The organism is Serratia bockelmannii (assembly GCF_008011855.1).
Lineage (GTDB): Bacteria > Pseudomonadota > Gammaproteobacteria > Enterobacterales > Enterobacteriaceae > Serratia > Serratia bockelmannii.
This window is the reverse complement of the sequence record NZ_VOUX01000006.1, coordinates 67,954-81,318: the sequence shown is the minus strand read 5'-3', so window position 1 is coordinate 81,318 and position 13,365 is coordinate 67,954. Positions and strand designations below refer to the sequence as shown.

Sequence of the window (13,365 nt, the reverse complement as noted above, 5' to 3'; positions counted from 1 at the left end):
GGAAAACCGGCCAACGATAAAAACGACATTGCCTTCATTTGCAGGCTCTCAGGAGTCGATTCATGCCTCTAAAAATAACGTGCATGCCCCGCCCGGCGGCGCTTGCAGTGGCGTTGCTTTGCAGTATGACCCTTCCGGCTCAGGCGTACGATCAACTGTACGTCTTTGGCGATAGCCTGAGCGATACCGGCAACAACGGCCGGTTCACCTATGACGGCAACCAGCACCTGCTGTACGACGAAGCGTTGGCGCAACGCATCGGCGCGGCGCTGGTGGCCTCGGACAACGGCGGTGAAAACTACGCCGCCGGCGGCGCCGTGGCGGTGCCGGGCCTGAACCCGGTCGACAACACCCAGGATCAGGTGCAGCGCTACCTGAATCGGGTTAACGGCCAGGCCGATGGCGACGGTTTGTATATTCACTGGATCGGCGGTAACGATTTGGCGGCGGCGGCGCTGAATGCCGCTACCGCGCCCGGCGTGGCCTATAACAGTGCCGCGGCCGCCGCCGCGCAGGTGCATTCGCTGCTGAACGCCGGTGCCGGCACGGTGATCGTGCCGACGGTGCCGAACATCGGCTCCACGCCGCAGCTGATGGAACTGATCATTCAGCAGGCGCTGCCGCCGGTACAGGGGGCGGCGATCCAGGCGGCCTATGCCACGCTTAATTCGGTGGCAACCCCGGACAACGCTTCGCGCACGCAGGCGATCCACGCGGCGTTGGCCGCCGCGGCGAAGCAGGGCAGCGCCATTCCTCAGGTGCAGCAGGCGATCGCCGCGCAGCTTATCGCGGCGTATGACAGCCTGAGCGCGCAGGCCGCTCAACTGACCGATTTCTATAATCAAAGTGAAGACCGTCTGCTGGCGCAGGGGGGCGGCAATATCGTGCGGGTGGACGTCAACAAGCTGTTCGCCGAAGCGATCGCCAATCCGGCGCAGTTCGGCTTCGCCAACACGGCCGGCATGGCTTGCCCGGCGGGCGTTTCCTCGGCGGTTTGCCGTTCCGACATGCCCGGCTTCGACGCCGGCCAGTCCTATCTGTTCTCCGACCATTTCCACCCCAGCCCGCAGGCGCACCTGCTGATTGCGGATTATATTCAGGCGGTATTGGATGGCCCGGCGCAGGTGGTGGCGCTGAATCAGGCGACGGCGGCGATGGCGCGTGACAGCCGCGCCACGCTCGACAGCCGTTTCCAGCAGCTGCGCAACGGCGACAACCCGCAGGGCTCGCTGGGCGTGTTCGGCGGCTACGCCGGCCAGCACTACGACTATGCCGATAATCGGGCGGCGGGGGACGGCAACGCCACCACCCACAACCTGACCGTCGGCGTGGACTATCAACTGACCGACAGCTGGTTGATCGGTGCGTTGATCGCCGGTTCCAACGACGATCAGCATCCTTCCAGCCGTTTTGATTACAAGGCGCGCGGGCTGCTGCTGTCAGCCTTCAGTTCGCTGGCGCTATTCGAGCAGGGCTGGGTCAACGCCGATCTGCACTATGCGACGATGGATTATGACGACATCCGCCGCAGCATGCGGCTGGGGCCGCTGACGCGTACCGAAACTGGTTCGACCACCGGCAAGCAGTGGGGCGCGCGCGTGACCGCCGGCTATGACTTCCCGATCGCCTCTTACCTGACCACCGGGCCGGTCGCGCAGTTCGCCTGGGATTACAGCCGCGTTTCCGGCTACGGTGAAGATGGCGATGACAGCACCGCCATGCGCTTCAACGATCAAACCTATCACTCGCAGATCGGCGCGCTGGGTTGGCGGCTGGATACGCAATTCGGCGTGTTTAACCCTTATGCGGAAGTGAGTTATCAGCATCAGTTCGGCGACGACGTCTACCGCGCCGGCGGTGGCCTGAAATCGACGCAAACCTCGTTCACCCGCGACAGTGCGGGCCAGGACAAAAACTGGGTGGATGTCACGCTGGGGGCCAACATGCCGTTGACGGACAGGGTATCGGCCTTCGCCACCGTTTCGCAAACCGGCGGGCTGAGCAGCGGCGAGCAGTTTATGTATAACGTCGGCGTCAGTGCGCGTTTTTGAATTGGCCATCGGCGCACTCAACGGCGCAGGATAAGCCATAAGGTCTGATAAGGGATTTAAGCGGAGGGCGGCCTGGGGGTGAATTATACGGGCCGCAATGACGTTGGCGGAAATACAAAAAAAAACTGATCCTATGAAAGGATCAGGTAGCCACTTGGCCAACACCAGGGAAAATTTTATTTATTATTGTATAACCAAAGATTAACTGTCAATTTGTTTCTGTGGCCCGTTTGCGCCGTATTTCATCCCTGACCTTCCCTCCATGCCCGGCGCCCCGGTCCGCCGCACGTTATCGCCTTATTTTTTGACGTTCATAAGAAATAATCTGGCACTTGATCACATTATCTCTCGGTAAGGGGAGTTTTTTAGTTGATAAAATTAACAAAAATAACATTGTCGCAACTTTATATCGTGGCAAATATAAAGATACACGCACGGAAATCAGCCTGAATTTGACCGGCGAGGGGAGAAATAGCGTTCAGCTAATTGACTATTTAAACGGCGGTGAGTGATATTTTTGTTTAGATACTCTAATGTTTTTGCCGGGTGTGTCTTTCTGGACGGCGAGGCGACCGGCCGGCGCGTTGTCCTTCCCTCGGTGCCCGCCGCGTGAAAATCCAGCGCTTCTCACCCCGATTCGCACTTGTTGCCGGATTCTGGCTGTATATCTTACGGTCAAAGGGTATACTGGCGCATTCCATCTAAATCCACTTGTATCGCGTGCGAATTCAACATGCAAAAGTTTGATACCAAGACCTTCCAGGGCCTGATCCTGACACTGCAGGATTATTGGGCGCGCCAGGGCTGCACCATCGTTCAACCATTGGACATGGAAGTCGGCGCGGGAACCTCACACCCGATGACGTGCCTGCGCGCACTGGGGCCGGAGCCGATGGCGACCGCCTATGTGCAGCCATCCCGTCGCCCGACCGACGGCCGCTACGGCGAAAACCCGAACCGTCTGCAGCACTACTACCAGTTCCAGGTGGTGATTAAGCCATCGCCGGACAACATTCAGGAACTCTACCTGGGCTCGCTGAAAGAGCTGGGTCTGGATCCGACCATCCACGACATTCGCTTCGTGGAAGACAACTGGGAAAACCCGACGCTCGGCGCCTGGGGCCTGGGTTGGGAAGTGTGGCTGAACGGCATGGAAGTGACGCAGTTCACCTACTTCCAGCAGGTCGGCGGCCTGGAGTGCAAGCCGGTGACCGGCGAGATCACCTATGGTCTGGAGCGTCTGGCGATGTACATCCAGGGCGTGGACAGCGTATACGATCTGGTGTGGAGCAACGGCCCGCTGGGCGTCACCACCTACGGCGACGTGTTCCACCAGAACGAAGTGGAGCAATCCACCTACAACTTCGAATACGCCGACGTCGACTTCCTGTTCTCCTGCTTCGAGCAGTACGAGAAAGAAGCCCAATCGCTGCTGGCGCTGGAAAAGCCGCTGCCGCTGCCGGCCTACGAACGCATCCTGAAGGCAGGCCATACCTTCAACCTGCTGGACGCGCGCAAGGCGATTTCGGTGACCGAGCGTCAACGCTACATTCTGCGCATCCGCACGCTGACCAAAGCCGTTGCCGAAGCCTACTACGCTTCCCGCGAAGCGCTGGGCTTCCCGATGTGCAACAAGAAGAACGAGAACTAAGAGGCAGCCATGACTCAACAGACTTTCCTGGTGGAAATCGGCACGGAAGAGCTGCCGCCGAAGGCGCTTCGTTCCCTGGCGGAATCTTTCGCCGCCAACTTCACCGCCGAGCTGGACAACGCCGGCCTGGAACACGGTGACGTGAGCTGGTTCGCCGCACCGCGCCGCCTGGCGCTGAAAGTGGCCAACCTGAGCGCGGCACAGGCCGATCGCGAAATTGAAAAACGCGGCCCGGCGATCGCCCAGGCGTTCGACGCCGAAGGTAAACCGAGCAAAGCGGCCGAAGGCTGGGCGCGCGGCTGCGGCATCACCGTCGATCAGGCTGAACGCCTGGTGACCGACAAGGGCGAGTGGTTGATGTACCGCGCCCACGTCAAAGGTCAGTCGGCGCAACAACTGCTGGCCGGCATGGTCAGCACCGCGCTCGGCAAGCTGCCGATCCCGAAACTGATGCGCTGGGGCGATTCCGACGTGCAGTTCGTGCGTCCGGTGCACACCGTCACGATGCTGCTGGGCGCCGATCTGATCCCAGGCACCGTGCTGGGCATCGAATCCGCGCGCACCGTGCGCGGCCACCGCTTCATGGGCGAAGCCGAGTTCACCCTCGACAATGCCGACCAATACCCGCAGATCCTGCTGGAGCGCGGCAAAGTGGTCGCCGACTACGAAGCGCGTAAAGCCCTCATCAAGCGCGATGCCGAACTGGCGGCGCAGAAGATTGGCGGCAAGGCCGATCTGAGTGAAAGCCTGCTGGAAGAAGTGGCTTCGCTGGTGGAATGGCCGGTGGTGCTGACCGCCAAATTCGAAGAGAAATTCCTGGCGGTGCCGGCGGAAGCGCTGGTGTACACCATGAAGGGCGACCAGAAGTATTTCCCGGTGTACGACGCCGCGGGCAAACTGCTGCCGAACTTTATCTTCGTAGCCAACATCGAGTCGAAAGACCCGCAGCAGATCATCTCCGGTAACGAGAAGGTGGTGCGTCCGCGTCTGGCCGACGCCGAGTTCTTCTTCAACACCGACCGCAAGAAGCGTCTGGAAGACAACCTGCCGCGCCTGGAAACCGTGCTGTTCCAACAGCAGCTGGGCACCCTGCGCGACAAGACCGACCGCATTCAGGCGCTGGCGGGCTGGGTTGCCGGCCAGATCGGCGCTGACGTCAACCACGCCACCCGCGCGGGCCTGCTGTCGAAGTGCGACCTGATGACCAACATGGTGTTCGAATTCACCGACACCCAGGGCGTGATGGGCATGCACTACGCGCGCCACGACGGTGAGGCGGAAGACGTCGCCGTTGCGCTGAACGAGCAGTATCAGCCGCGCTACGCCGGCGATGCGCTGCCGCAGTCGCTGGTGGCCTGTTCCCTGGCGATCGCCGACAAGATGGACACCCTGGCCGGCATCTTCGGCATCGGTCAGCATCCGAAGGGCGATAAAGACCCGTTTGCGCTGCGCCGTGCCGCGCTGGGCGTGTTGCGTATCATCGTCGAGAAAAACCTGCCGCTGGATCTGCAGACACTGACCGAAGAGGCCGTGCGCCTGTACGGCAGCAAGCTGACCAATGCCAAGGTGGTCGACGAGGTGGTGGAATTCATGCTGGGCCGCTTCCGCGCCTGGTATCAGGAAGAAGGCCACGCGGTCGATACCATTCAGGCGGTGTTGGCGCGCCGTCCGACCAAGCCGGCCGACTTCGACGCGCGCGTCAAGGCGGTATCCCACTTCCGCACGCTGGACGAGGCGGCGGCGCTGGCTGCGGCCAACAAACGCGTCTCCAACATTCTGGCGAAGTCTACCGAAACGCTGAACGACAGCGTGCGCGCCTCGGTGCTGAAGGACGCGGCGGAGATCCAGCTGGCGACTCACCTGGTGGTGCTGCGCGACAAGCTGCAGCCGTACTTCGCGGCGGGCAACTACCAGGAAGCGCTGGTGGAACTGGCCGCGCTGCGTGAGCCGGTGGATGCGTTCTTCGACAACGTGATGGTAATGGCGGACGATGCGGAAGTGCGCGTAAACCGCCTGACGCTGCTGAGCAAATTGCGTGAACTGTTCCTGCAGGTGGCGGATATCTCCGTACTGCAGTAAGCGATTCTCTGCTGTGAAAAGGCGCCTGCGGGCGCCTTTTTTATTTCCGTTTCCTGGGTGCGAAGGCAAGGTCGCCTGGCGACTTGGGGGGGCTACTTGGGGAAATTGAAGCGTCCGGTCGCCGACGGCAATGAACCTCAGTGCGTTTTGCGCACGATTTTCAACCGCATCCGGCCGGGGCAATGCTCATCGCAAACGGAATCGCGTATCGGAACGCCGCCAGTTGATCTATTCTTATAGGCGCACGGAGTGCGCAAAAAGGGGCGGAGTCCAATGAAAAAGCAGGTTTATAACAGGAGTTATGTCACATGGCGGTAGGGATCCAGAGCAGAGGTTTCGCGCGTTGGTTGGCACCGGTATTGGCATTGTTGGTGGTCATGCAATTGACCGCCTGCGGCGATAAAGAGCCGGAACAGCGCAAAGCATTTATCGATTACTTACAGAATACCGTGATGCGCAGCGGGGCGAATATCCCCACGTTGAGCGAAGATCAGAAGCAGAAGTTCGGCAACTATGCCGGCGATTACGCGATTTTGGTCGGTTTTTCGCAGCAGTTGTCCAAATCGGTCGGCGCCAGCCTGACCCCGGCGCTGGATCAGATTAACCAGATCCGCACCGCGCAGGACTACCTGAACAAACGCGACGCGCTGCAGCAATCGGTCGGGGCGTTGAACCTGCTGGGCCAGCAGATCCAGTCTGCCAAATCGCAGGCGGATACTGCCCACGCGGCGCTGAAACAGCCTGACGATCTGAAGGCGGTGTACAACCAGGCCTATGACAAAATCGTCACCGCACCGGCCAACGCCTTGATGCCGGCGATCCCGATCACCGCCAGCTTTGTGCAGGATCTGGTGCAGGTCGGCGATTTCCTGCAGAGCCAGGGCAATCAGGTCAGCTTCAACAACAACGGTGTGCAGTTCCGCACCGCGCAGCAGGTGGCGCAGTACAACACCATGATGTCGAATCTGGTGGCCAAACAGCAGAACCTGATGAATGCGCAGAAGACCATTCAAAGCGTGACGCAATAACGCGTCCAGGCGCGAAACAGGCCGGCATTGCCGGCCTGTTTTATTTCCCCTCAGCGTTTCCAATAGCTTGCTGGTTTATTGAGCAGGCTTCTGTACTACACTTCAATTAATCCATTCATTCGGCAATGTAGTTTTCTTTCATTCATCACTTCGCTAGTTCCCGGCGGGATGAGTGCTCACAGGGAAGATCAAACAGAGCGTTGCGATCGGCGCTGCAGCTAAAAATAAATTGTGACTAATGTCACAATTCAAAAACAAAACGTCAATTTAAAAATGTGATCATAGTCACTTTATTGGGAGTTTTGTGGCGACTTTTTTCTCACTGTGCTTTTTTTACACGTCATAAATGTGATCTTTATCACTATAAATGAGGGTTTGTTGGGGTGTTGTATGTGACTTGTATCACAAAAAATTCGTGAAGTTCGCGTGACAAAAACAGCGTGATAGAGTCCGTTTCGCATACAGCGGCAACACGGCTGGATCGTCACAACAATAATCACGCGCTCTATTGTCAGCGCGTAACAATAGGGGTGTGTTTTATGTTTTCACCAGACATCAAGGTTAAAGTGCAAAACTTTGGCCGCTTCCTGAGCAACATGGTGATGCCCAACATCGGCGCCTTTATCGCCTGGGGGATTATCACCGCGCTATTCATTCCAACCGGCTGGCTGCCGAATGAAACCTTAGCCAAGCTGGTCGGCCCGATGATCACCTACCTGCTGCCGCTGCTGATCGGTTATACCGGCGGGCGGCTGGTGGGCGGCGATCGCGGCGGCGTGGTCGGTGCCATCACCACCATGGGCGTCATCGTCGGTGCCGACATGCCGATGTTCCTCGGCTCGATGATCGCCGGCCCGCTGGGTGGCTGGGCTATCAAGCATTTCGACCGCTGGGTGGACGGTAAGATCAAAAGCGGCTTTGAAATGCTGGTGAACAACTTCTCCGCCGGCATCATCGGCATGCTGCTGGCGATCCTGGCCTTCCTGGGCATCGGGCCGCTGGTGGAGGTGCTCTCCAAGCTGCTGGCGGCGGGCGTGCACGTGATGGTGAAGAACAACCTGCTGCCACTGGCGTCCATCTTCGTTGAACCGGCGAAAATCCTGTTCCTGAACAACGCCATCAACCACGGCATCTTCTCGCCGCTGGGTATCCAGCAGGCCACGGAAGCCGGTAAGTCGGTATTCTTCCTGATTGAAGCCAACCCAGGCCCGGGCATGGGCGTGCTGATGGCCTACATGTTCTTCGGCCGCGGCAGCGCCAAGCAATCCGCCGGCGGTGCGGCGATCATTCACTTCCTGGGCGGCATCCACGAAATCTACTTCCCTTACGTGCTGATGAATCCACGTCTGCTGCTGGCGGTGATCCTGGGCGGCATGACCGGCGTATTCACCCTGACGATGCTGAACGGCGGCCTGGTTTCTCCAGCTTCCCCGGGTTCGATCCTGGCGGTGCTGGCGATGACGCCGAAAGGCGCCTACTTCGCCAACATTGCGGCGGTGTGCGCAGCCTTTGCCGTCTCCTTCGTGGTGTCCGCTTTCCTGCTGAAAACCTCCAAAGTGAAAGAGGATGACGATCTGGAAGCCGCGACCCGCCGCATGCAAGAGATGAAATCGCAGTCCAAAGGCGGCGCAGCGGCGCCAGCGTCGGTCGACGGCGATCTGAGCACCGTGCGCAAAATCATCGTCGCCTGCGATGCGGGCATGGGTTCCAGCGCCATGGGCGCCGGGGTGTTGCGCAAGAAAGTGGCGGACGCCGGGCTGAAGAACATCTCGGTGACTAACAGCGCCATCAACAGCCTGCCGGACGATGTGGATCTGGTCATCACGCACCGCGATCTGACGGAGCGCGCGATGCGCCACGCGCCGCAGGCCCAGCACATCTCGCTGACCAACTTCCTCGACAGCAAGCTGTACAGCGATCTGGTCGACCGTTTGGTAGCGGTCAACAAAACCACCGACAACCAGCAGAAGGTGCTGGGCGCGCTGGACGACAGCTTCGAAGCCGGGGAACCGAACCTGTTCAAGCTGAGCGAAAGCAATGTGTTCCTCAACCTGCAGGCTAGCGACAAAGAGCAGGCGATCCGTTTCGCCGGCGAGCAGCTGGTGAAAGGCGGCTACGTCGAGGCGGAGTACGTGCCGGCGATGCTGGAGCGCGAAAAGCTCACCTCCACCTACCTGGGCGAGTCGATCGCCGTGCCGCACGGCACCATCGAGGCCAAAGACCGGGTGCTGCGCACCGGCGTGGTGTTCTGCCAGTACCCGCAGGGCGTGCGCTTCGGCGATGAAGAGGATGAAGTGGCTCGCCTGGTGATCGGCATCGCCGCGCGCAACAACGAGCATATTCAGGTGATCACCAGCCTGACCAACGCGCTGGATGACGAGAGCGTGATTGAGCGGCTGGCGAATACCACCAGCGTCCAGGAAGTGCTGGACCTGCTCGGCGGCAAAAAAGCTGGATAACAGAATCATTTTAAAGGGTGCAGCGTGCTGCACCCTTCGACATTAAGAAGGTAGAGTTATGAAAGCATTACATTTTGGCGCAGGGAATATCGGCCGCGGTTTTATCGGCAAGCTGCTGGCGGACGCCGGGGTTGAACTGACCTTCGCCGACGTCAATCAAACGGTGCTGGATCTGCTGAACAGCCGTAAAAGCTACGCGGTGCACGTGGTGGGCGAGCAAGAACGCGTGGAGCGCGTCAACAACGTTAGCGCCGTCAACAGCGGCAGTGAGGCGGCGGTGGCGCTGATCGCCGAAGCGGATCTGGTGACCACCGCCGTTGGCCCGCAAATTCTCGCCAAAATCGCCGGCACGATCGCCAAAGGGCTGGTGCTGCGTCATCAGCAGGGCAATGTGCAACCGCTGAACATCATCGCCTGCGAGAACATGGTGCGCGGCACCAGCCAGCTGAAACAGCATGTGTTCGCCGCGCTGCCGCAGGATGAGCAGGCATGGGCTGAGCAGCATGTCGGCTTCGTCGATTCGGCGGTCGATCGCATTGTGCCGCCGGCGGACAGCAACGACCCGTTGGAAGTGACGGTGGAAACCTTCAGCGAATGGATCGTCGATCAGACCCAGTTCAAAGGCCAGCCTCCGGCGATCGCCGGCATGGAGTTGACCGATAACCTGATGGCGTTCGTCGAGCGCAAGCTGTTCACCCTCAACACCGGTCACGCCATCACCGCCTACCTCGGCCAACAGGCCGGGCTGCAAACCATTCGTGACGCCATTCTCGACCCGGCGATCCGCCGCGTGGTGAAAGGGGCGATGGAAGAGAGCGGCGCGGTGCTGATCAAACGCTACGGCTTCGACGCCGACAAGCACGCCGCCTACATCAACAAAATCCTCGGCCGCTTCGAAAACCCGTATCTGCACGACGACGTCGAGCGCGTGGGCCGTCAGCCGCTGCGCAAACTGAGCGCTGGCGATCGCCTGATCAAACCGCTGCTGGGTACGCTGGAATACGGCCTGCCGCATGCCAACCTGATCCAGGGCATCGCCGCCGCCATGAGCTACCGTAGCGAACAGGATCCGCAGGCGCTGGAGTTGGCGGAACTGCTGAACACGCTCGGGCCGAAAGCCGCGCTGGCGCAAATTTCCGGCCTGCCGGCGGAAAGCGAGGTTGTAGAAGAGGCCGTTGCTGTGTATAACGCCATGCACAAGTAGAATCGTGATGATGAACACCCGAGCGCAGCTTGCTGCGCTCCTGCAACCCGAGTTCGGCATCGACGGCCCTCCCCACGCCTTTCGAAAAGCGACGATGGAAGAAGCACAGGCATTTGAAAACCAGGTTCTGGAAAAGCTGAACGCGGGCAAAACGGTGCGCAGCTTCCTGATCGCAGCGGTAGAGCTGCTGGCGGAAGCGCTCAACGTGCTGGTGGTGCAGGTATTCCGCAAGGATGACTACGCGGTGAAATATGCCGTCGAACCGCTATTGTCCGGCAGCGGCCCGCTGGGGGAGCTGTCGGTGCGCCTGAAGCTGATGTACGGCCTGGGGGTGATTTCCCGCCACGAATATGAAGATGCCGAGCTGCTGATGGCGATGCGCGAAGAGCTGAACCACGACGGGTCGGAATACCGCTTCGTCGATGACGAAATTCTCGGGCCGTTCGGCGAGCTGCACTGCGTGGCCGCGCTGCCGCCGGTGCCGACCTTCCTGCAGCCGGGCGAGGCGGATGAAGCGCTGATCGCCATGCAGCGCCAGCGCTATCAGCAGATGGTGCGCTCCACCATGGTGCTGTCCATTACCGATCTGATCGCCGGCATCGGCGCCAAACAACCTTCCCGACTCTCTCCTCTCGGCCGCGGCTAAGCAAAGGCCGCGCGCCATTCGTCGAACAGCAACCACAGCGCGGTGGCGGCCATCAGTCCGGACATCACGCCGTTGAAGGCGCGCAGTTTCCAGGTCACTCGCAGCGCGTTGCGCAACCGGTCGCCCAGCACCGCCCACAGCAGCACGCACGGCAGGTTCAGCAGCGCGAAACCGGCGATGACCGACAGCGTATGGACGAAGGTGGCGCCTTCGCGCGGGGTGAACAGGATCGCCACGTTGATCACCATCAGCCAGGCTTTGGGGTTGACCGCCTGAAACAGTGCACCGTTGAGCAGGCTCATCGGCTGCGCCTGCTCTTTGGCGTCCGGCGAGGCCGCCTGAAACAGCTTCCATGACAGCCACAGCAGATAGGCGCAGCCGATCACCGCCAGCGGGAGGCGGATGACGCCGGCCCAGCTCAACGCCAGCGCCAGCAGCGGGATAATGATCGCCAGCTGTACCGCACAACCGACACAGATGCCAAACAGCATCGGCAGGGTGCGGCGCAGGCCGAAGTTGACGCCCGACGAGGCCAGCAGCAGGTTGTTGGGGCCGGGGGTGATCGACATGACGGTGACGTAGCTGACAAAGGCGGAGTCCAGCATGGCAGGTTCCTTGAAAATGACGGTGATAACGAGAGGATCAGCATAATCGCTGCAATGGGATGGTGACAGAACCACAAATCGGATATTGTCATGGTTACAGTTGTGCAAAATGTAAACTGTACCCATTACCTGGAGAGAAACTGTGACCTTGCTCGATGAAACCCCGGATACCCGCTACCTGCAGCTGGCGGACACATTGGCCGAGGCCATTCGCCGCGGCACGCTGCTGCCCGGTGACCGCTTGCCTTCGGTGCGGCGCTGTGCGCAAACGCATCGCGTCAGCATCAATACCGTGGTGTCGGCTTACCGCACGCTGGAGGATCGCGGGCTGATCGAAGCGCGACCGCAGTCGGGGTTTTATGTCCGCAGCACGCTGCCGGCGCTGAAGATGGCCTCGGCGCCCAGCGGCCGCATCGAGCCGCCGGCGGACGACGTGCTGGCGCTGATCGATACGGTATTCGCCGCCCAGCAGAATCCGGCCTTCACTAACATTGCGCTGGCCTGCCCGCAGACCAGCGACTTCTATCCCGGCGGCAAGCTGGGGCGTATGTTGTCTTCTCAGCTGCGCCGCCAGCCGGATCTGATCGGGCAGTATCCGTTGCCGCCCGGCAGCCTACGGCTGCGCCAGCAGATCGCCCGCCGCTCGATGACGCTGGGCATGTTGCTGGAGCCGGGCGACGTAGTGCTGACCCATGGCTGCATGGAGGCGCTGCAGCTGGCGCTGCGCGTCACCACCAAACCGGGTGACTGCGTCGGGCTGGAGTCGCCAACCTATTTCTATCTGCTGCCGCTGCTGGCCAGCCTGGGGCTGAAAGCGCTGGAAATCCCCACCGATCCGCAGCTGGGGCTGTCGCTGGACGCGCTCGAGTTGCTATTGAACGAGAAGCGGCTGAACGCGGTGATCGCCATGCCGACGGTGCAAAACCCGCTGGGTTGCACCATGCCGCTGGCGGCGAAAAAGCGGCTGGCGCGGCTGATGAACGATCATCAGGTGCCGTTGATTGAAGACGGGCTGTATGCCGAGATCCAGTTCGGCGGCGCGCTGTCGCCGGCGGTGAAGGCGTTCGATCGCGACGGCTGGGTGCTGTTTTGCTCCAGCTTCACCAAAACGCTGGCGCCGGATTTTCGCGTCGGCTGGATCTGCGGCGGCCGTTTTCACGAGGCGTTGCGCAAGCTGAAGGCGGTGTCGTCGATGTCCGAGTCGCAGCTGCTGTCGGAAACGCTGGCGACCTTCCTGGAGAGCGGAGGCTACGATCACCATTTGCGCAACCTGCGCAAGCGCTATGCGGCGCAGGTCGACGAGGCGCGGGCGCTGATCGCCCGGCATTTCCCACGCGGCACGCTGGCCACGCAGCCGGCGGGCGGCTTCGTGTTCTGGGTCGAATTCCCTCCCGGCGTGGACAGCGTGGCGCTGTTCCACCAGCTGTTGGAGGAGCAGATCTGTTTGACGCCGGGCACCCTGTATTCCCCCAGCGGGCGCTACCGCAATGCGCTGCGGCTCTCCTGCTGCTACCCGTTCAACGCGCGCTACACCCAGGCGTTGGCCCGGCTCGGCGCCAAGGCCTGCGAGATGAGCGGCCTGCCGCCCGGTATTGCGCAGGACGGGTAACGGCGCGCGCCTTTTGCTACAATGCCGGTATCA

General features: G+C 60.7%; 9 protein-coding genes. 8 read left to right on the top strand and 1 reads right to left on the bottom strand.

The genetic code is table 11. From position 1 onward, the window contains the following. Positions 1-62 precede the first annotated feature (62 nt). From FOT55_RS10510 to FOT55_RS10480, 7 genes are all read left to right on the top strand, one after another. Complete coding sequence (locus FOT55_RS10510) at positions 63-2,051, top strand: autotransporter outer membrane beta-barrel domain-containing protein (protein WP_147823453.1); 1,989 nt, start codon at positions 63-65, stop codon at positions 2,049-2,051. A gap of 733 nt (positions 2,052-2,784) precedes the next feature. Next, positions 2,785-3,702 (top strand): glycine--tRNA ligase subunit alpha, encoded by a 918-nt coding sequence (glyQ, locus tag FOT55_RS10505; RefSeq protein ID WP_043140757.1) that lies wholly within the window; start codon positions 2,785-2,787, stop codon positions 3,700-3,702. A gap of 9 nt (positions 3,703-3,711) precedes the next feature. After that, entirely contained in the window at positions 3,712-5,781 is a 2,070-nt protein-coding gene (glyS, locus tag FOT55_RS10500; protein ID WP_049207117.1) for a glycine--tRNA ligase subunit beta, read from the top strand. Between the two features lie 308 nt (positions 5,782-6,089). Then, positions 6,090-6,809, top strand: a complete 720-nt coding sequence (locus tag FOT55_RS10495; protein ID WP_147823452.1) for a DUF3053 domain-containing protein — start codon at positions 6,090-6,092, stop codon at positions 6,807-6,809. A gap of 539 nt (positions 6,810-7,348) precedes the next feature. Then, on the top strand, positions 7,349-9,268 hold the full coding sequence (locus tag FOT55_RS10490) for a PTS mannitol transporter subunit IICBA (RefSeq protein ID WP_025304781.1): 1,920 nt from the start codon (positions 7,349-7,351) through the stop codon (positions 9,266-9,268). 58 nt (positions 9,269-9,326) lie between these two features. Next, positions 9,327-10,472 (top strand): mannitol-1-phosphate 5-dehydrogenase, encoded by a 1,146-nt coding sequence (locus FOT55_RS10485; protein WP_049209024.1) that lies wholly within the window; start codon positions 9,327-9,329, stop codon positions 10,470-10,472. A 94-nt stretch (positions 10,473-10,566) separates the two neighbouring features. Continuing rightward, positions 10,567-11,118: an MltR family transcriptional regulator gene (locus tag FOT55_RS10480; RefSeq protein ID WP_016929575.1), complete on the top strand. Its 552-nt coding sequence runs from the start codon at positions 10,567-10,569 to the stop codon at positions 11,116-11,118. Here FOT55_RS10480 and FOT55_RS10475 read toward each other — a convergent pair. After that, the gene (locus FOT55_RS10475; RefSeq protein ID WP_025304783.1) at positions 11,115-11,723 is read right to left on the bottom strand and encodes a LysE family translocator; all 609 of its coding nucleotides are present in this window, start codon (positions 11,721-11,723) and stop codon (positions 11,115-11,117) included. The genes FOT55_RS10480 and FOT55_RS10475 overlap by 4 nt on opposite strands. A 142-nt stretch (positions 11,724-11,865) precedes the next feature. Here FOT55_RS10475 and FOT55_RS10470 point away from each other — a divergent pair, with 142 nt between their 5' ends. Further along, a complete protein-coding gene (locus FOT55_RS10470; protein ID WP_025304784.1) occupies positions 11,866-13,332 on the top strand; it encodes an aminotransferase-like domain-containing protein in 1,467 nt (488 codons plus the stop codon). The last annotated feature ends 33 nt before the right edge of the window (positions 13,333-13,365 follow it).

Coding starts and splice junctions, on each gene's coding strand:
- FOT55_RS10510 (WP_147823453.1), top strand. CDS start 63: ATGCCTCTAAAAATAACGTGCATGCCCCGCCCGGCGGCGCTTGCAGTG.
- glyQ (WP_043140757.1), top strand. CDS start 2,785: ATGCAAAAGTTTGATACCAAGACCTTCCAGGGCCTGATCCTGACACTG.
- glyS (WP_049207117.1), top strand. CDS start 3,712: ATGACTCAACAGACTTTCCTGGTGGAAATCGGCACGGAAGAGCTGCCG.
- FOT55_RS10495 (WP_147823452.1), top strand. CDS start 6,090: ATGGCGGTAGGGATCCAGAGCAGAGGTTTCGCGCGTTGGTTGGCACCG.
- FOT55_RS10490 (WP_025304781.1), top strand. CDS start 7,349: ATGTTTTCACCAGACATCAAGGTTAAAGTGCAAAACTTTGGCCGCTTC.
- FOT55_RS10485 (WP_049209024.1), top strand. CDS start 9,327: ATGAAAGCATTACATTTTGGCGCAGGGAATATCGGCCGCGGTTTTATC.
- FOT55_RS10480 (WP_016929575.1), top strand. CDS start 10,567: ATGGAAGAAGCACAGGCATTTGAAAACCAGGTTCTGGAAAAGCTGAAC.
- FOT55_RS10475 (WP_025304783.1), bottom strand. CDS start 11,723: ATGCTGGACTCCGCCTTTGTCAGCTACGTCACCGTCATGTCGATCACC.